This is a genomic window from Verrucomicrobiia bacterium (assembly GCA_019694135.1).
In the GTDB taxonomy this organism is placed as follows: Bacteria; Verrucomicrobiota; Verrucomicrobiia; order JADLBR01; family JAIBCM01; genus JAIBCM01.
In genome coordinates this window covers 282,849-298,499 of record JAIBCM010000001.1, presented here as the reverse complement: position 1 = coordinate 298,499, position 15,651 = coordinate 282,849, and the positions used below count along the sequence as shown (strand labels likewise).

Genomic DNA, 15,651 nt, shown 5'->3' with positions numbered 1-15,651 from the left:
AGTTTATGAGTTTTCCAAACCCGGTAACAATTCTTCAACCGATTTGGTAGGGCGAGGTTTAATTTTTTTCTCCGGTTTTTTAAGATGATTAGGCAGCAAATTAGGTTCTGTAATCTGATTTTCTTCGAGTTCTTGTAATAAAATTTTGGCTCTTTCCAAGACGGGTTTAGGCAAACCGGCTAAGCGTGCGACTTGGATTCCATAACTTTTATCAGCGCTGCCTTCGACAATTTTTCGCAGGAAAATCACTTGGTCGTTCCACTCGCGCACGGCCACGTTCATGAGTTTAGCGGCGGTTAAATTTTGTGAAAGGCTGCTGGTTTCGTGATAGTGCGTGGCAAAAAGAGTGAGAGCTTTAATTTCGTTATGCAAAAATTCTGCGACTGACCAAGCGATTGAAAGCCCATCAAAGGTGCTAGTGCCGCGGCCAATTTCGTCGAGCACCACCAAGCTGCGCGAGGTCGCATGATGCAAAATATTTGCGGTTTCATTCATTTCAACCATGAAAGTGCTTTGACCGCGTGATAAATCGTCGGATGCTCCTACTCGCGTGAAAATGCGATCGACTAAACCGACGCGAGCGCTTTTGGCTGGCACGTAAGATCCGAGATGAGCCATTAAGGTTAACAGCGCAACTTGACGCAAATAAGTGCTTTTTCCCGCCATGTTAGGTCCGGTGAGAATGATGAGTCGTTGTGTTTGTGAGTTGAGAAAGGTGTCATTGGGAACAAATCTTTCCTCGAATGTTAATTGTTCCAGAACCGGATGGCGACCTTCGGAAATTTCCAAGCAAGATTCTTCGAGAATTTCTGGTCTGTGATAGGCTTGGAGTCGTGCGACTTGGGTTAAACTGGTCATTGCATCCAAAACGCCGAGTTGTTCTGCGGTCTGTTGCAAGGGTTGAATAAATTGCAGAATGAATTGTCTGACTTCCTGAAAAATTTCTTGCTCCAGAGCTTTGGCCTTTTCTTCAGCGCCCAAAATTTTGGATTCCATTTCTTTGAGTTCAGGTGTGATAAAACGTTCGGCATTTACGGTAGTCTGTTTGCGATGATAATCCGTTGGCACGCTATTTAAATTGGCTTTGGTGACTTCGATGTAATAACCAAACACTGAATTGTAACGAACTTTCAACGACTTAATTCCTGTGCGATCTTGTTCTTTTTGTTGCAACTGAAGAATCCATTGTTTGCCCTCCGTAGATGCAGAGCGAAGTTCGTCCAAGTGGGAGTTAAAGCCTGAAGCGATAACGCCACCGTCACGCAAAATAGGCGGGCATTCCTCATGAATCGCTTTTTTAATTTTTTCCACCACTTCGGGCAAGGGGTGAAGGGATTGTTTGAGGTTTTGTAGCAAGGAAGGCAAAGGGTCTTGAAAAAAATCTTGGATAAGTGGAATTTTTTCGAGTGAAAATCGGAGCGCGAGCAAATCTCGACCGGATCCTGAACCTTGAGTCAAACGACCAATGCAACGTTCTATGTCACGAATTTCAGATAAAAGATCGCGCAAAGATTTGAGTGGAAAAGAATCTTTTAATAAAAAAGTAATCGCATCTTGTCGCGCGAGAATCGCTTGCTTTTCCCTTAAAGGATGCAAAACCCAATCTCGCAAACGTCGTCCGCCAAGCGGCGAACAGGTATGATCCAAAACGCCCAGCAATGTTGTTTCATAAGGTGCGTTAGCACGGGCGGGCTCCACCAATTCCAAAGTCCGACGCGTGGTTTCATCTAAAACCATAAAGGCTTCGCTTTGATAAACGCGCAATGTTTGAACATGAGCTAAAGAGCGACGCAAAATAGTTGTAGCATAATGTAAAAGAGCTCCGGCAGCTGAGATGCCTGCGGATAAATTTTGACAACCGAAGCCGTCGAGCGACTGGGTTTTAAAATGATCGCGCAACGTTTGATAAGCCGTCTCATATTGAAAAGACCAGGGTTCATGTTTGGAAAAAACAGTGGGCAACTCTTTGAGAAAAGTGAAATGGTCCGATTCGTCAGGGATAATAATTTCCGAAGGTAAAATTTTTGCAATTTCGCTTTGGAGCTTAGATTGATCGAAACATTCGGTGACGCGAAAATCGCCAGTAGTTGTATCTAAAAAAGCAAAGCCATAATTTTTTTCTCGCTCAAAAATAGCAGCTAAATAATTTGGCTTTTTGCCATCCAAAGTTTCCGATTCCACGACGCTTCCGGGCGAAAGCACTTGGGTAATTTCACGTTTGACCACTTGACCAGGTCGAGGCGCTTCCATTTGATCGCAAATCGCGACGCGTTTTCCTGCGGCAATGAGTTTGGTGATATAAGCATTGGCAGCATGATAAGGCATGCCACACATGGGAGTGCCATTGCGTTGAGTAAGAGCTAAATTTAAAATTTTAGCACCCTGCTGAGCATCCTCAAAAAAAAGCTCATAAAAATCGCCCAAGCGAAAAAGCAGCAATGTGTTAGAGGGCAACTGTTTTTTCATTTGCCAATACTGCTTCATCATGGGTGTAAGAGTTTCCCCGGACATAGTTTTACGTTAAGGAAAAAAAACTATGAAGTCAAAAGAAGAGAAAATTTGTTAATGGTAAGGCAAGCGCCCCGTTTGCTATTAGCTTGACAAATACATATTTTTTATATTAATATGTATTAATGAAGCAGCACGTGAATCTAACCTTGGATCCTAAAGTAACCCAACGCGCTAAGTATTTGGCTCGAGAAAGAAATACCAGTGTTTCAGCGTTGGTTGAGGATTTATTGAGCCAAGCATCAACAGGGACAAGGCGGAAGAGAAAAAATTCTCAAACTTTCACGACTCAGTGGAAGGGGCGATTGGCTTTGGCTGGTAAAAGGGAAAAGCGTTATCGAGCCTTGGCGAAACATTATGATCTGGAATGAGCGATGCGCATTTTAATTGATTGCGATGTTTTATTGGATGTGGCGTTAGAGCGAGCGGAGCATTGGCAGGCGAGTGCAGCGATTTTGGATTGGGCGGAAAAAAGGCCGGGTTTAGCAGCAGTAGCCTGGCATTCTTTAGCTAATTTATTTTATCTTTGTCGAGGGGATGTGAGAGGATTTGTTCGAGATTTATTAGAGTTTGTAGAGGTGGCGCCAGTTTCTACTCTTGCCATGCGCCATGCTTTGAATTATGCGATGTCAGATTTGGAAGATGCCATGCAGGCGGCAGCAGCAGTGAGTTTTGGCGCCCTTTTTATTGTGTCTCGAAATTATTCTGATTATCGTCGTTCCCCAATTAAAGCCATGTCGCCAATCGACTTTTGTCGTCAACACAATAAGTAAAGATTTTAGAATGAAAAAAATTGGTTAATATTTACCAATGAAAATCGGCATTGTTCAATTTCCTGGCTCCACGTGCGATCGCGATGTTTTTGAGGTGCTCACGCGAGAGTTGGGTGCACATGCGGATTATCTTTGGTATGATATTTCCGAATGTAGGAATTATGATTTGATTGTTTTGCCCGGAGGATTTTCTTATGGGGATTCTTTGAGGCCGGGGGCGATTGCTGCAACCACTCCCATTATGTCTGGAATTAAAAAATTTGCTGAGAGCGGTGGTTTAATTTTGGGAATTTGTAATGGATTCCAGATTTTGTGTGAGTGTCAATTATTGCCAGGAATTTTGCGTAAAAATCAGCAAGGGAAATTTATTTGTCACGAGGCCAAGATAAAAGTAGAAAAAAATCGATCTTATTTTATGAATTTTTTGTCTGTGGGAGATGTTTTAGATTTATCGATTGCGCATGCGGCAGGATGTTATTGGGTGGAGGAAAAAACTTTGCGGAGTTTAAAAGAAAAAGAACAAATCGTTTTTCGTTATTGCGATGCATTAGGGAATGGTTCGGTGAATCAAATTGCAGGTGTTTGCAATGAAAAGGGTAATGTGGTTGGAATGATGCCGCACCCTGAAAGAACTTTGGGGTTTCCTGATGGTCTTCGTTTTTGGAAAAATTTGGTGACTCAAGTTTTGGAAAGTAAATTGTGAAGCCAGAAAATGTTTCTCTTTCTCAGGCAGAGTGCGAAAAAATTTATCATACACTCGCTCGTGAGCCGAACGAAGTGGAGTGGCAATTGTTTTCTGCGTTATGGAGTGAGCATTGTTCTTACAAAAGTTCGAAAAAAATTTTAGAACAGTTGCCGCGTGAAGAAAAGTCGGTGCTCGTAAAAGCGGGCGAGGGAAATGCGGGGGTGATCGATGTTGGGAAAGGTTGGGCAGTGGCTTTTAAAATGGAGTCTCACAATCATCCCAGTGCTGTGGAACCTTTTCAGGGAGCCGCGACCGGCGTTGGTGGTATTTTACGGGATATTTTGGCGATGGGTGCGAGACCTGTTTTTTTGATGGATTCGTTGCGCGTGGGTAATTTGACTTCACATCGAGCGCGACATCATTTGAGCGAAATGGTTAAAGGCATTTCGCATTATGGAAATTGTGTGGGTGTGCCGACGATGGGTGGAGAACTTTTTGCGGATGATTGTTATGAACATAATCCTTTAGTGAATGTTTTGTGCTTGGGAATTGTGAAAAAAAACTCGATTCAAAAAAGTTCTGTAGAACAAGTGGGAGATGTGATTGTTTACGTGGGTGCGAAGACAGGGCGGGAAGGATTGGCTGGCGCCAGTTTTGCCTCGCAGGTTTTGGGGGAAGATAAAAAAAATTCATCTTCGATTCAAAGAGGTGATCCTTTTAAGGGAAAATGTTTGATTGAAGCGTGTTTGGAAATTTTTGAGCAATGCGATGTCGTGGCGGTTCAAGACATGGGCGCTGCGGGGTTGGCGAATGCCGTGGCAGAATTGGTGGCACGAGGAAATCGAGGGGCGAAGTTGAATTTAGATCGGGTTCCTATTTCTAATGAAAAACTTTTGCCTCACGAGATTTTGTTGAGCGAATCTCAAGAGCGTATGGTTTTTGTGTTGAAACCAGATGAAGTGAGAAAAATTAAAACGATTAGTAAGCGTTGGGGATTGGAGACGGCGATATTGGGTGAAGTGATTGTAGAAGAGGAATTTCAGGCATGCTTTGAAAATGATTTAGTAGCAAAATTGCCCATAAAGTTTTTGGTAAAAGGATTTCCATTAAAAGAAAAAGTGTCTTTGAATTTTTCTTCGAAGAAGCAAGTTTTTCAACAAAAGCGTCCATCTTTGGATTGTCGTGCAACACTTTTGGAGATGTTAGCCTTGCCTTCGATTGCTTCGAAGCGTTGGATTTTTGAGCAGTTTGATTATCATGTGGGGAATGCGACCCAGATAATTCCGGGAAGTGATGCTGCAGTAGTGAGATTGCGATTGGATCAGGATGAAATTTTTTTGGCGGCAACCATGGATGGAAATGGTTGGTATTGTCATTTGGATCCTTTTGAAGGAACGCAGTTATTGGTGGCAGAAAGCGCGAGAAATTTGTGTTGTGTTGGTGCTAGGCCGCTAGCTGTGACGAATAATTTAAATTTTGGAAATCCGCAAAATCTTGATCGATTCCTCGAGTTTCAAGAATCGGTAAAAGGTTTGGCTGAGGCGTGCTGCGCGTTGGATATTCCGGTGATCAGTGGAAATGTTAGTTTTTATAATGAATCTTCTCAAGGTGGAGTTTTCCCAACACCCGTTATCGGTATGGTTGGGAAGATTGAGAGGGAAAAAGATGTGACGACAGTCGGCTTTAAAAAGCCGGGAGATAGCATTGCGCTAATAGGGGGTTGGGGTGAGGCGCTAGAGAGTTCTTATTGTGATTTTAAATTGCAAAGTTTGGCCGAAGGAAAATGTCCAAAAGTTTCCTGGGAAAAAGAAAAAGTAGTGCAAAGCGCAGTTCTTGAGGCAATTCAAAATGGTTTAATAAAAAGTGCGCATGATTGCTCAGAGGGCGGTTTAGCCGTGGCCCTGGCGGAGTGTTGTTTGATAGGAGATAAATTAGGGGCGTCGATTGAAATCAATGAGGAAAATATCGAGGCTGTTTTGTTTAACGAAAGTCCTTCACGTGTGGTGATTAGTTTCGATCCGACTTATGAAAAAGTGATTACAAAATTATGTAAGGAGCAAAATGTGCCAATCGTTTTATTGGGTGAGGTAGGTGGTGAGTCTTTGATGGTTCGTTCATCAAAGCATTTTTTTGAATGGTCTATAGTGGAATTATCAAAAAGTTGGGAACAGGCTTTGTCTCGCAGTTTTTCTTAAGGCGAGGAGGTGTTGAGTTGAACATTTTGCATCTGTGATTGTGTGCAGGCATTGAGCGCATCGATGATGCGTTGGTAGGGCACATTGGCTTCGGGAAGGATGAGAATGGGGTGTTGAGTGCCATAAAGTTTTGCAATGGTACTCAATCGTTTTTTAAGTGCCGGTAGTTCGTGACTGGAAATTGAGTCAATTGGATTTTCATTGAAATAAATTTGCAAGTTTGAATGAATTTTTAGAAAAATAGGGACTGTGGGTTTATCTTGATTGTAAGCGGTGCCGGTTGAAGTGAGTTGCAGTTTGAGTCCTTGCTCGATTTTTTGCGAGGCGGCCATGACCATGAAAAAGAGTAATAGAACAAAAAGGATATCGAGCAGTGGCGCAATTTGGAGCCCGTGTTCTTCCGATTCAACTCCTAAACCGCCCAGTGCCATAATTTAGTTTGTTGTAGGTTGAGGGATTGCAGCAAAGGTAATTTGGCGGAATCCACTTTTTTGGCAAAGTTGTAGAATGTTTTGAAGAAAATGGTAGGGTAGTTTTTCTTCAGCGCGAATTACAATTTCGTAAGATTTTTCGGGATGAACTTTTTGAAAGGCGCGATAATTTTGGTTAAGAATTGCATTGAGCTCTGGCAAGGTGCGTGCGGGAATTTGGTCGATAGAAAAAGTGAGTTCCTCTTCCTTTTCTCGCCAGGCAATATTAATCACGCATTGACCCATTTGCTCATTTTCTACTTGGGATTGTTTTGTCGTAATATGAGGTAATTGTAGCGAGGTGTCGTTTCTTAAAATTTTTGTGGTGGTAATCGCCATAAAAAAAATAAGGAGAACGAGCAGCAAATCGATCATGGGTGTGATTTGAAATTCCAAATCCGTTTCTTCTTCGATGAATGTGAGAAAGGGAGAGTGACGAAATTTCATGCAGAAAAAGTGAATTCAGTTTTGGCATGGTTCATGATTTCCAAAGGAATGAGATCGATGAGATCATTGATGGTGGCATCTGCGAGAGTTAAAACTGTAATAAGCCGATTTTTCAAAAGATAAAAAAAGATGAAAGCGGGAATAGCGATTACCAAACCTCCGGCGGTTGCGGTTAACACTTCAGCGATTCTTGCCGAGAGTGCGCCAGGATCGGCGATGCCTGCGGAGCCTAAAACGGCGAAGGCTTTGATCATTCCGATAACTGTTCCAGTCAGTCCGATCATGGGAGTGACGACGCCGATGGCGGAAAGATAAGAAATGCGGGATTTCAAAAGTGTGGCTTGTCGTAAAGCGGCCATTTGTGTGGCGTGTTCCACCACGTCATGTCCGCGTCCCAATCGGCTTAAAGCCGCTTTTAATAATGCACTAAGATAACTGGGGTGTTCCTGGCATTGATTCCATAATTCTTGAAATCGATTTTGGAGAATTAACGTTTTACTGTTTTGAATTTGTTCTGGAGGACAGAGTTTTTTGAAACGCAAAAGAAAAAAACCTTCCACAACGAGCGCGATGGTAAAAATAGAGGCCAGCGCTAGCAAATACATAACAGGTCCTCCTTGTTGCCAAACTTCACGGAATGTTTTTTGTGAGACGTGAGAAAGTTCCGCAGGTTGCGCTAAAAGCTGAAATAGCGAGCTAAAAAAGATTAAAAAACTAATGATGGGATAAATCCTTTTGGGAATGCGCTTGATTTTGTGCCAACTCCCAGCATCATCGCAGGGTAAGTGATGCTCTTTTGTCTTAACCATACAGCTTATCGCTATAACGAAGTCTGGGCAAAGGGTCAACGCTGTTAATAGGAGAGTATAAGTTATGATTCGTTTGATGCGTGAACGTTCCAAGTTTTTATTATGGGCTTTGGTGATTATTGTTGTGGTCTCTTTTTCGCTATGGGGCACTTACAGTTTTCGAGATAATTATTCTCACGGAACAGATTCCAAAATAGGTCGAATTGGCGGGCGAGAAATTTCTTTGCAGGAATATCAAAAAGTGATGCAAAGAATGTATTACTATCTTCTTTTAACGAGTGGTCATGATATTCCCATTAGTGAGCAGCTCAACCAGCATTTGCAAACTATGGCTTGGCAACAATTGTTGTTAATTGAAAAAGCCACGCAGCTTGGAATCAATGTTTCGGATCAGCAAATTGCTGATTCCATTCGACGAATGCCCATTTTTTGGGACGAAAAAACTGGCACTTACCAACCTGAAAAATATTTGGAATTTGTGCAAAAACGGTTGCCTGCGATGGGACTCAATGAGGTGCAGTTTCATGAGATGGTGCGCGATCATGTTTTAAACGAACGAATGACAGCTTTGATTGTTTCTTCGGCGCGAGTAGCTCCTGCTGAAGTGAAGCATTACGCCGGAAAATTATACGGAAAAACTGAGTTGGTTTCTGTTGAGTTTGATCGAGCCGATTATACGGCTGGCATTGTGCCTCGCGATGAAGAATTAAAAAAAGCTTACTCGGAAAATTTGCAAATTTATAGCACGCCTGAAGAGCGAAAAGTGAAATACATTCAATTTCGTTTACCGGATATTGCGAGCAAATTGCCAAAAGAAAAAAAACAGGAAGCTTTGAATAAGTTGGGTGAAGCGGCAGTTAATTTTACGGTTGCCTTATTAGGAGATGAAGAAAAAAAGGCGCCTTCTTTCGAGGCGCTGGCTAAGGAAAATGGCTACGAGATTAAAGAAACAGAATTTTTCACTTATCAAAACCCACCAAAAGATTTTATTGAGGATTCGGAATTTGTGGTTGCAGCTTTTGGGTTAAATAATGAACAACCGGATAGCGAAGTGGTGCAAGTGGATGACAGTTTTTATGTTCTACATCTAAGTGGATTACGTCCGTCTCAACCTCAATCCTTTGAAAAAGTTAGAGGCAAAGTGGTCAATGATTGGATTAAACAACGCTCTTTAGAAGCCGCTTTGAAAGCCACTAATGAGATGCGCCAAAAAATAGCTAACTTGATGCAAGCCGGAAAAAATTTTGATCAAGCTGTGGCTGAACTGAAATTGAAAACTCATAAAATTCCAGCCTTTGTTCCTTTAGAAGAAGAAAGAGAAGAAAAGGAGAAAAAGAATAAAACAAAAGAGGATAGGGAATTGGAACGTTTTAAAAATGTTGCGGTTCAACTAGAACCAGGCGAAATCAGCGCGCCTCAGCGCAAGGAAGATGGCGCCTTTTTTGTTTATCTCGTATCACGTCAAGAGCCTAAAGTGGATGCGGAAAAACAAGAGGAAATTAAACAACAGCTTCTGGATCAGAAAAGGCAATTACAATTTCAAGAATGGGTAGTTACTGCAATGCGCCAAAAGGGTAACGAAATTTATTCACAGTCGCAATCGGGTTAAGAGGGAAGGAATTTGAAGACCTTACCGCTTGCGCTTAGTCTGGTAAAAGGGATAAACTAAGATTATGAAAGTTGCCTTTCTTGGTGCCGGGCGTATGGCCACGGCTTTAGCGCATGGCCTAATTGAAAAAAAAGTTCTTACCTCAGAGCATGTTTTTGCTTCGGATCCTGCCGATGAAGCACGGGCCAGTTTTGAAAAACGAACGGGGGCCAAGACCTTTTCCGATAACCGTCGAATGCTTGAGCATGCGGAAATTATTATTTTAGCGGTGAAACCGCAGCAGGTTAAAACGCTTTTGGAAAAAATCGGATCGTCTTTGGAAAATAAATTATTTATTTCAATTGCCGCAGGTGTTGTTTTAGCGCGTTTAGAAAGTTTGGTTCATGCTACGACGCGATTAATACGAGTTATGCCTAATACTCCCGCTTTAGTTGGTGCAGGAGCTTCGGTTTTTTCTTTGGGGGCTCGTGCCACAGAAAAAGATGCAATGGTTGTGAAAGGACTCTTTAGCGCGGTGGGACTTGTGGAACAAGTACCGGAAGCATGGTTAAATGAAGTCACGGCTTTAAGTGGCAGTGGGCCGGCTTATTTTTTTGCTATCTTAGAAGCTTTACTGGATCGCGCTGCAATTCAACATTTGCCTGATGATTTAGCATTGAAATTAGCGACACAAACTATGTTGGGTGCTGCAAAAATGGTTTTAGAAACAGGTAAGTCTTTGAGTGAGTTGCGTGAAGCGGTAACGAGTCCAGGTGGCACAACGTTTGAAGCGCTACAAGTTTTGAAAAATCGTAATATGCATGAAGCTTTTGTCGAAGCAGTGCAAGCCGCGACACGTCGCTCCAAAGAACTTTCTGCTTTGGCTTGATAAAAAGCTATGTCACAACTTTGGAAGCAATGGCTCAAGACGGTCAATCGTTATCCCCAAAAGAAAATTTTCATCGATACATCGTTGAATCAAATAATTACAGCTCAAGAGTTAACTCAAAGGGTTGAACAATTAACTGAAACATCATTATTCCAAAAAATTAAAGAGGCTGAAGTCGCTTTTTGCCTCCCAAACGGGATGGATTGGTTAACGCTTTTTTTAGCGATTCAAAAAGCTGGTGCAATCGCTTTACCTTTAGACAATACTTTATCTCAATCTGCCCAGTGGAATGTAGCGAAACAGTTGGGAGCTCATTTTTTGTGGCAAGATCACGGCTTATATGATTTTAAACAAATAAAATTTCCTAAGAAAAATAGTTGTCTGATCAAGTTAACCTCTGGCACTTCGGGTAAAGTTAAAAAAGTTTATTGTTCTACGCAAAACATGGTTGCCGATGGGCAACAAATTATTTCCACGATGAAAATTAAAAGTAGCGATATCAATTTAGGTTTGATTCCTTTTGGTCATTCGTATGGATTGGGCAATTTAATTATGCCATTGATTTTGCAAGGCACACCCATCGTAAGCGCGCCAACATTTTTGCCCGCTCAGATTCCTCAATGGATTAAACAATTCCAAGTTACAATTTTTCCTTCCGTGCCCACCATTTTTCAATTGCTAAATGAATTGCCATCTGTGCGATCGTTGAAGCCGCTGCGCTTGGTTGTTTCAGCTGGGGCGCGTCTTTCTTGCGATGTGGCTCAACATTTTTTTAAGAAGTTTGAATTAAAACTTCATAATTTCTATGGTTCTTCCGAAACTGGCGGCATTTGTTATGATAAAACCGGTTTGGCTACTTTATCTGGTCGTTCCGTTGGCAAACCGTTGGATCGAGTGAAAGTGAAAATCATGCCTCTGGAGCGAATCCAAGTTAAAAGTCGCGCTGTTTTTAATAGGGTCTTTTTGCTTCATGATTTAGGGAGGTGGAATCGCTGGGGGGAGCTTGAGTTATTGGGACGTCAACAACCTTTGGTTAATGTGGGTGGAAAAAAAATTAATCCTCAAGAAATTGAACTTTTATTGCGTGCCGAAAAAAACATTTCTGAGATCTTGACCATGCCTTATCAGGATAAAGCGAGGGAATTTTTTGTTGTAATCGTGGAAGGTTCATGCAACGAAAAGGAAATTTGGCGTTTCCTATATCAAAAACTGCCGCTTTGGAAAATGCCGAAGAAAATAATCGTAACTCCCAAAATGCCTCGAACAGTCCGCGGGAAATTAGACGTCAATCAATTGAAAAAACTTTTACGCTTAATGTAGTGAAGCGCTGAGTATGAGCCTGCCCTCAGCAACGACTTGGGTTTCGACTTTGAGCGTGATTTGAAATTGGGCTAAAGCGCCAAAATCTTTTTCTAATTTTACTTCAATCAATAGGATTTGGTTTGGAAAAACAGGTTGAATGAAGCGAAATGGTAACACTTGAGCTAGAGCATAAGGGGCAGGTTGATTTAATTTTTGTTGTGCGCTCCATAAAATTCCTGCTGCTTGCGCTGCACATTCTACCAATAAAACTCCAGGCATTAAAGGTTTTTCGGGAAAATGATCGGCAAAAAAAGAAAGTTTCGGATCAAGCCATTTTTTGGCAGTTAATTGTTTTTGAGAATCATCCAAAACAAAGGAGTCAACAAATGAAAAACCCGGACCATGAGGGGTGAGTGAGTTCATGAAGCATCTGGTGGAGCAAAAAGCTGTGAAGGCAAGGTTGCATTGCGCTGGGGTTGTGTGAATTCGTAAATGATTTCGTTTTCACCTTCAAAAACCAGGTGGATTTGTTGTGGAAGAAAGGTTTGTCGATTCACACGGGTTTGGATTACGAGTGGTAAGGTTTTTTCCTTTCTCTTTGGAGTTAGTGAAATGATTAAATTTTTTTCATCTTCGAACATGGCAATATCAAAATCTTTTTTCCAGGATTGCGCATCTTCTTGAAAAAAACGGCGCATCATGGCGAAACTATTTTCGCGATTAAGCGATTGAATTTTTAATGGTTTATCTTTTTTTTGCAGATAAAGTTTACCATCTCGCAATAGAATAAATTCTTCGGCTGGCTTACTATAGCGAATCAAAAGCCAGCCTTGTGGGTTTTGAAAATAAATTCTGCCCAAACTCACCACAGGTTTTTTCATGCCACTTAAATGAAGAATTTGGCGCACAGCAGCGGTAAAAGTTTTTGTGGAATGTTGATATTGCGTGAATTGTTTTTCGTGACGAGCTTGCTCTGCATCTGACACAGGATCTTGAGCTGTGCAGCAAAGACTGGTTACTAAACAGAAGATAAAGATACGAATTGAAACCATTGATCGTAATGATGACATATTGTTGGCAAAAGAACATCGGCAATTTTTTGAGTGTAGTAAGCAATGGTTTCTTCGCGAGTGCCTTGGTTTTCGATGTAGAAAGGTTCAAAAGCTTCCATTTCATAAAAACCCGTTGATTCTGCTACGGCTACTGCTGGGATAACGGGACATTGCGCCAATAAGGCGATGAGCAAGATATTGCCGGAAAAGAAAGCTTCGCCATGAGGCAGTCGGACGGGAATATTTTTTTGCGACGAAGGGCGATCAATCAACGCAGCGACAAAATTGCCGGCTTTCAAATAGTTTAATACCTTCAGAAAGGAAAAAGGATCGTCACCAATCGTGATAGTTTCTGCCTTCCACAGTTTTCGATAATTGGCGCGCCATTGAGTGAGAGCTTGATTGGGTTCAGGTAAAGTTAGCACTGCCATAGGAAAACCGAGCTCATTCATTACAACTCCCCCGAGTTCGAATAATCCTAAATGGGCTGTCACTAAAATGGCGCCTTGTTTTTTTTGGTAAGCAGATACGAGATATTCATAGCCCTTTTTTTTCTTAATCAATTCAATTTTTTTTTCATTGGCATAACGACTCAAATAAAAATAGTCAGCCAAGCAAGCTCCGAATTTTCCAAAAACTTTTTGGGCATTTTGGAAAGTGGTGGAGGCGTGAATAAGCGCCAGATTTTTTTTAACCACTTGCACTTTAGCAGAGTGAAAGTGTGAGTAAATGAGTCCTGCTTGGTAGCCAACCCATCGAAGTATTCGGCGTGGAATAAAGGTCGCTAATCTTTTTGCCCAATGAAACCAGACGGCTTGATAAAAAGTGCGCGAGTAATGAGGATGGCTCATGAGGATTGTTTATGATAAAGCCTTTCATAAAACACTGGCAATAGAATCAGGCCAGTTATGACTGCTGCTAAAATTCCAAGATCCATAACCATTCCAAAATTTTGTAAAACGGGTTGACTGCTTAATAAAGGCGCAGAAAAACCAATAAGTGATGATAGACCAGTAAGAGTCACGGGTGCGGCTAAATGGAGATAAGTCATCTTAAAACTTCCGTGATATTGTTCCAAAGCCAGCAAGATATGCAGACTATAGTCGATCGTTAAACCAATTAATAAAGGGATAGTTAACAAAGAAACTAAAGTCATGGAGATTTGCCCCAAGAAAAGAAAGACTGCAAGCAAGCCAAGCGCGGTGATTAAAGCAAAAAGATTTAAAAAAACTAATTTAATTTTTCGATGTGCGATAGCACAAAGTGTCACTAAAATGGCAAGCATAGCAAACGATAATCGTTTGAAATCTTCGACTGCAACGTGATTCAAGTCGCGTTGTAATTGGGGCCAGGCATTTGCGCTACGGATCAAGGAGGTAAGTTGGGAATTTCCTGCATGCCATGCGTTGAGTTTTTCAATAACTTCCCAGGTTAATTTTCCCCAGGAGCGGTCGAGCCCATTTTTTTCGAAAGTTGCAAAAAAAGAAGTCTCAGAAATGGGCACCCAATTTCCCCGATTTTTTTCTAGCGCTTCGACAAATGAGTGAATTTGGGAGGATAAGGCAGGCAATTGTGAGGAGAGTAGCTGTTGTCCACGATAAGCTTCCAAATGAGTGGATTGAAGTTGAGAAAGGTCATTTTGATAAAATGGATAATGACGAAACTTCACGAAAACAAAAGCGCAGCATATTAAAAATAAATAAAATCCCCAACGGATTGTTTGAGTGTGATGTTGTAAAAATTGCGCGCTTTTTTCGCTGCCTTGCAAAATCCAATGAGGCGCATTGAGTTTCTTTTTTTCCAGCCAGACGCTTAAAAATTCTGTGGCAAAACCTGCCGTAGCAATTAAACCAATGGCCACTAACACAGCGAGTTGTTGCAAACCGGGAAAGTGAGAAACATAAAGAACTCCGAAAGCGCCTGCAGTGGTAAGTGCGCTTAACCAAATTCCATGACGCAACATTTTCCAAGAGGGGGAATTAAGGGAATGACCTGTTGCAAAATGATGATAAACTAAAATGCAATAATCCATTCCTACACCAAGCAAGATAGACGCAAAACCTAAACTCAAAACATTCAGTTCACCAAAAATGAAACGACCCGCAATAAAACCGCATAATAATGACAAGGTTTGTAAAAGAAGAATCCAACCCAACGGCTTTAGGGATCGGTAAAAGCCGAGAAATGCTAAAGAAACGAGAGCTAGAGTGAAAATTAGCATTACGATCATATCGCGTTGCATGGCTTGAGAGATTTCCGCAACGAAAGCCGGACGACCTGTCAGAAAAGCGTGAGAAGAAAAATCAGGTTCGATTTGTTGTGCAATTTGTTTTATTTCATTTCGAAACTGTTGTGCAGCCCCAAAATTTTTTAAATTTTTTTTGGCAATAATCTTGAGCAGCAAAGGTCGATTGCTTGGAAAAGAATAAGTTTTTGGAAAAAAATCGATCAAGCGCAAAGGATCGAATCGTAACCTAGCCAACTCACTTTCTTCTAACCCGCCGGCAAATTGTTCTAATGTTTTTGCTAAACGTTCGGAGCGATGAGAGGGTTGCAAAGCATTCACCAAATCTTGAAATGGGTTGGTTGACAATAAAATCGTTGCTAAAGCTAATTGTGTGCTAATAGGAAGCGGGCCTTGTGGTGATTTCTCAACCGATTGAACGGAAGGAAGTTTTTGTAGCGAATCGATTAAAGAGAGAATTTTTTCTCCCCACGGCACTTGATCTTCCGAAGTGTCAAAAACAATCCATAATACATTGTCCGACTCTAAATTTTCCTGAGCCTCTTCCAGTTGTTTTACCGAAGGCAGCCCTGTTGGGAATAGAGGTAATAACTCCGTTTGAAAGCGCAATGTTTTGATGGCCCATAATCCCGTTACTAAGATAAGCGAAATAACAGTCCAACGAATTTTCCAAGATTTCATGAAGAAA

15 protein-coding genes are annotated in these 15,651 nt (G+C 41.6%); 7 read left to right on the top strand and 8 right to left on the bottom strand.

Going from position 1 to position 15,651, the window contains the following annotated elements; translation table 11 throughout:
• Window positions 1-3: 3 nt before the first annotated feature.
• Window positions 4-2,511, bottom strand: coding sequence for a DNA mismatch repair protein MutS (gene mutS, locus K1X66_01465; GenBank protein ID MBX7157044.1), 2,508 nt, complete (start codon window positions 2,509-2,511; stop codon window positions 4-6).
• A 122-nt stretch (window positions 2,512-2,633) separates the two neighbouring features.
• On the opposite strand from mutS, the gene K1X66_01460 reads away from it, so the two are divergent.
• From K1X66_01460 to purL, 4 genes are read left to right on the top strand one after another with little or no spacing between them, the layout of a single operon-like run.
• Window positions 2,634-2,879 carry a hypothetical protein gene (locus K1X66_01460; protein ID MBX7157043.1) on the top strand — a complete coding sequence of 82 codons (246 nt, stop codon included), beginning with the start codon at window positions 2,634-2,636 and terminating at the stop codon, window positions 2,877-2,879.
• A gap of 3 nt (window positions 2,880-2,882) precedes the next feature.
• A complete protein-coding gene (locus K1X66_01455; GenBank protein ID MBX7157042.1) occupies window positions 2,883-3,281 on the top strand; it encodes a PIN domain-containing protein in 399 nt (132 codons plus the stop codon).
• A 37-nt stretch (window positions 3,282-3,318) separates the two neighbouring features.
• The gene (purQ, locus tag K1X66_01450; GenBank protein MBX7157041.1) at window positions 3,319-3,984 is read left to right on the top strand and encodes a phosphoribosylformylglycinamidine synthase subunit PurQ; all 666 of its coding nucleotides are present in this window, start codon (window positions 3,319-3,321) and stop codon (window positions 3,982-3,984) included.
• Window positions 3,981-6,161, top strand: coding sequence for a phosphoribosylformylglycinamidine synthase subunit PurL (gene purL / locus K1X66_01445; protein ID MBX7157040.1), 2,181 nt, complete (start codon window positions 3,981-3,983; stop codon window positions 6,159-6,161). Before purQ ends, purL begins: the two co-directional genes overlap by 4 nt.
• Here the strand turns inward: purL and K1X66_01440 are convergent.
• The 3 genes from K1X66_01440 to K1X66_01430 are packed head-to-tail and all read right to left on the bottom strand — an operon-like array spanning window position 6,158 to window position 7,887.
• Window positions 6,158-6,592, bottom strand: a complete 435-nt coding sequence (locus tag K1X66_01440; GenBank protein MBX7157039.1) for a biopolymer transporter ExbD — start codon at window positions 6,590-6,592, stop codon at window positions 6,158-6,160. The two genes, purL and K1X66_01440, sit on opposite strands and share 4 nt — an antisense overlap.
• Before the next feature lie 3 nt (window positions 6,593-6,595).
• Window positions 6,596-7,078, bottom strand: a complete 483-nt coding sequence (locus K1X66_01435) for a biopolymer transporter ExbD (GenBank protein ID MBX7157038.1) — start codon at window positions 7,076-7,078, stop codon at window positions 6,596-6,598.
• Window positions 7,075-7,887 carry a MotA/TolQ/ExbB proton channel family protein gene (locus K1X66_01430; GenBank protein MBX7157037.1) on the bottom strand — a complete coding sequence of 271 codons (813 nt, stop codon included), beginning with the start codon at window positions 7,885-7,887 and terminating at the stop codon, window positions 7,075-7,077. The genes K1X66_01435 and K1X66_01430 overlap by 4 nt, the downstream gene beginning before the upstream one ends.
• Before the next feature lie 64 nt (window positions 7,888-7,951).
• Here K1X66_01430 and K1X66_01425 point away from each other — a divergent pair, with 64 nt between their 5' ends.
• From K1X66_01425 to K1X66_01415, 3 genes are all read left to right on the top strand, one after another.
• Complete coding sequence (locus K1X66_01425) at window positions 7,952-9,496, top strand: SurA N-terminal domain-containing protein (protein MBX7157036.1); 1,545 nt, start codon at window positions 7,952-7,954, stop codon at window positions 9,494-9,496.
• Between the two features lie 64 nt (window positions 9,497-9,560).
• A complete protein-coding gene (gene proC / locus K1X66_01420) occupies window positions 9,561-10,364 on the top strand; it encodes a pyrroline-5-carboxylate reductase (protein MBX7157035.1) in 804 nt (267 codons plus the stop codon).
• A gap of 9 nt (window positions 10,365-10,373) precedes the next feature.
• On the top strand, window positions 10,374-11,684 hold the full coding sequence (locus tag K1X66_01415) for an acyl--CoA ligase (GenBank protein MBX7157034.1): 1,311 nt from the start codon (window positions 10,374-10,376) through the stop codon (window positions 11,682-11,684).
• Here K1X66_01415 and K1X66_01410 read toward each other — a convergent pair.
• Genes K1X66_01410 through K1X66_01395 form a run of 4 tightly spaced genes read right to left on the bottom strand, consistent with a single transcriptional unit; the run spans window position 11,676 to window position 15,644 of the window.
• Window positions 11,676-12,089 (bottom strand): hypothetical protein, encoded by a 414-nt coding sequence (locus K1X66_01410; GenBank protein ID MBX7157033.1) that lies wholly within the window; start codon window positions 12,087-12,089, stop codon window positions 11,676-11,678. The genes K1X66_01415 and K1X66_01410 overlap by 9 nt on opposite strands.
• Window positions 12,086-12,652 (bottom strand): outer membrane lipoprotein carrier protein LolA, encoded by a 567-nt coding sequence (locus K1X66_01405; protein ID MBX7157032.1) that lies wholly within the window; start codon window positions 12,650-12,652, stop codon window positions 12,086-12,088. Before K1X66_01405 ends, K1X66_01410 begins: the two co-directional genes overlap by 4 nt.
• Window positions 12,653-12,684: 32 nt before the next feature.
• Entirely contained in the window at window positions 12,685-13,569 is an 885-nt protein-coding gene (locus K1X66_01400; GenBank protein MBX7157031.1) for a lysophospholipid acyltransferase family protein, read from the bottom strand.
• Entirely contained in the window at window positions 13,566-15,644 is a 2,079-nt protein-coding gene (locus K1X66_01395) for an MMPL family transporter (protein ID MBX7157030.1), read from the bottom strand. Before K1X66_01395 ends, K1X66_01400 begins: the two co-directional genes overlap by 4 nt.
• Between the last annotated feature and the right edge of the window lie 7 nt (window positions 15,645-15,651).

Excerpts from the sequence above, each read along its gene's own strand:
- mutS (MBX7157044.1), bottom strand. The coding sequence starts at position 2,511 with ATGTCCGGGGAAACTCTTACACCCATGATGAAGCAGTATTGGCAAATG.
- K1X66_01460 (MBX7157043.1), top strand. The coding sequence starts at position 2,634 with ATGAAGCAGCACGTGAATCTAACCTTGGATCCTAAAGTAACCCAACGC.
- K1X66_01455 (MBX7157042.1), top strand. The coding sequence starts at position 2,883 with ATGCGCATTTTAATTGATTGCGATGTTTTATTGGATGTGGCGTTAGAG.
- purQ (MBX7157041.1), top strand. The coding sequence starts at position 3,319 with ATGAAAATCGGCATTGTTCAATTTCCTGGCTCCACGTGCGATCGCGAT.
- K1X66_01440 (MBX7157039.1), bottom strand. The coding sequence starts at position 6,592 with ATGGCACTGGGCGGTTTAGGAGTTGAATCGGAAGAACACGGGCTCCAA.
- K1X66_01435 (MBX7157038.1), bottom strand. The coding sequence starts at position 7,078 with ATGAAATTTCGTCACTCTCCCTTTCTCACATTCATCGAAGAAGAAACG.
- K1X66_01430 (MBX7157037.1), bottom strand. The coding sequence starts at position 7,887 with ATGGTTAAGACAAAAGAGCATCACTTACCCTGCGATGATGCTGGGAGT.
- K1X66_01425 (MBX7157036.1), top strand. The coding sequence starts at position 7,952 with ATGATTCGTTTGATGCGTGAACGTTCCAAGTTTTTATTATGGGCTTTG.
- proC (MBX7157035.1), top strand. The coding sequence starts at position 9,561 with ATGAAAGTTGCCTTTCTTGGTGCCGGGCGTATGGCCACGGCTTTAGCG.
- K1X66_01415 (MBX7157034.1), top strand. The coding sequence starts at position 10,374 with ATGTCACAACTTTGGAAGCAATGGCTCAAGACGGTCAATCGTTATCCC.
- K1X66_01410 (MBX7157033.1), bottom strand. The coding sequence starts at position 12,089 with ATGAACTCACTCACCCCTCATGGTCCGGGTTTTTCATTTGTTGACTCC.
- K1X66_01400 (MBX7157031.1), bottom strand. The coding sequence starts at position 13,569 with ATGAGCCATCCTCATTACTCGCGCACTTTTTATCAAGCCGTCTGGTTT.
- K1X66_01395 (MBX7157030.1), bottom strand. The coding sequence starts at position 15,644 with ATGAAATCTTGGAAAATTCGTTGGACTGTTATTTCGCTTATCTTAGTA.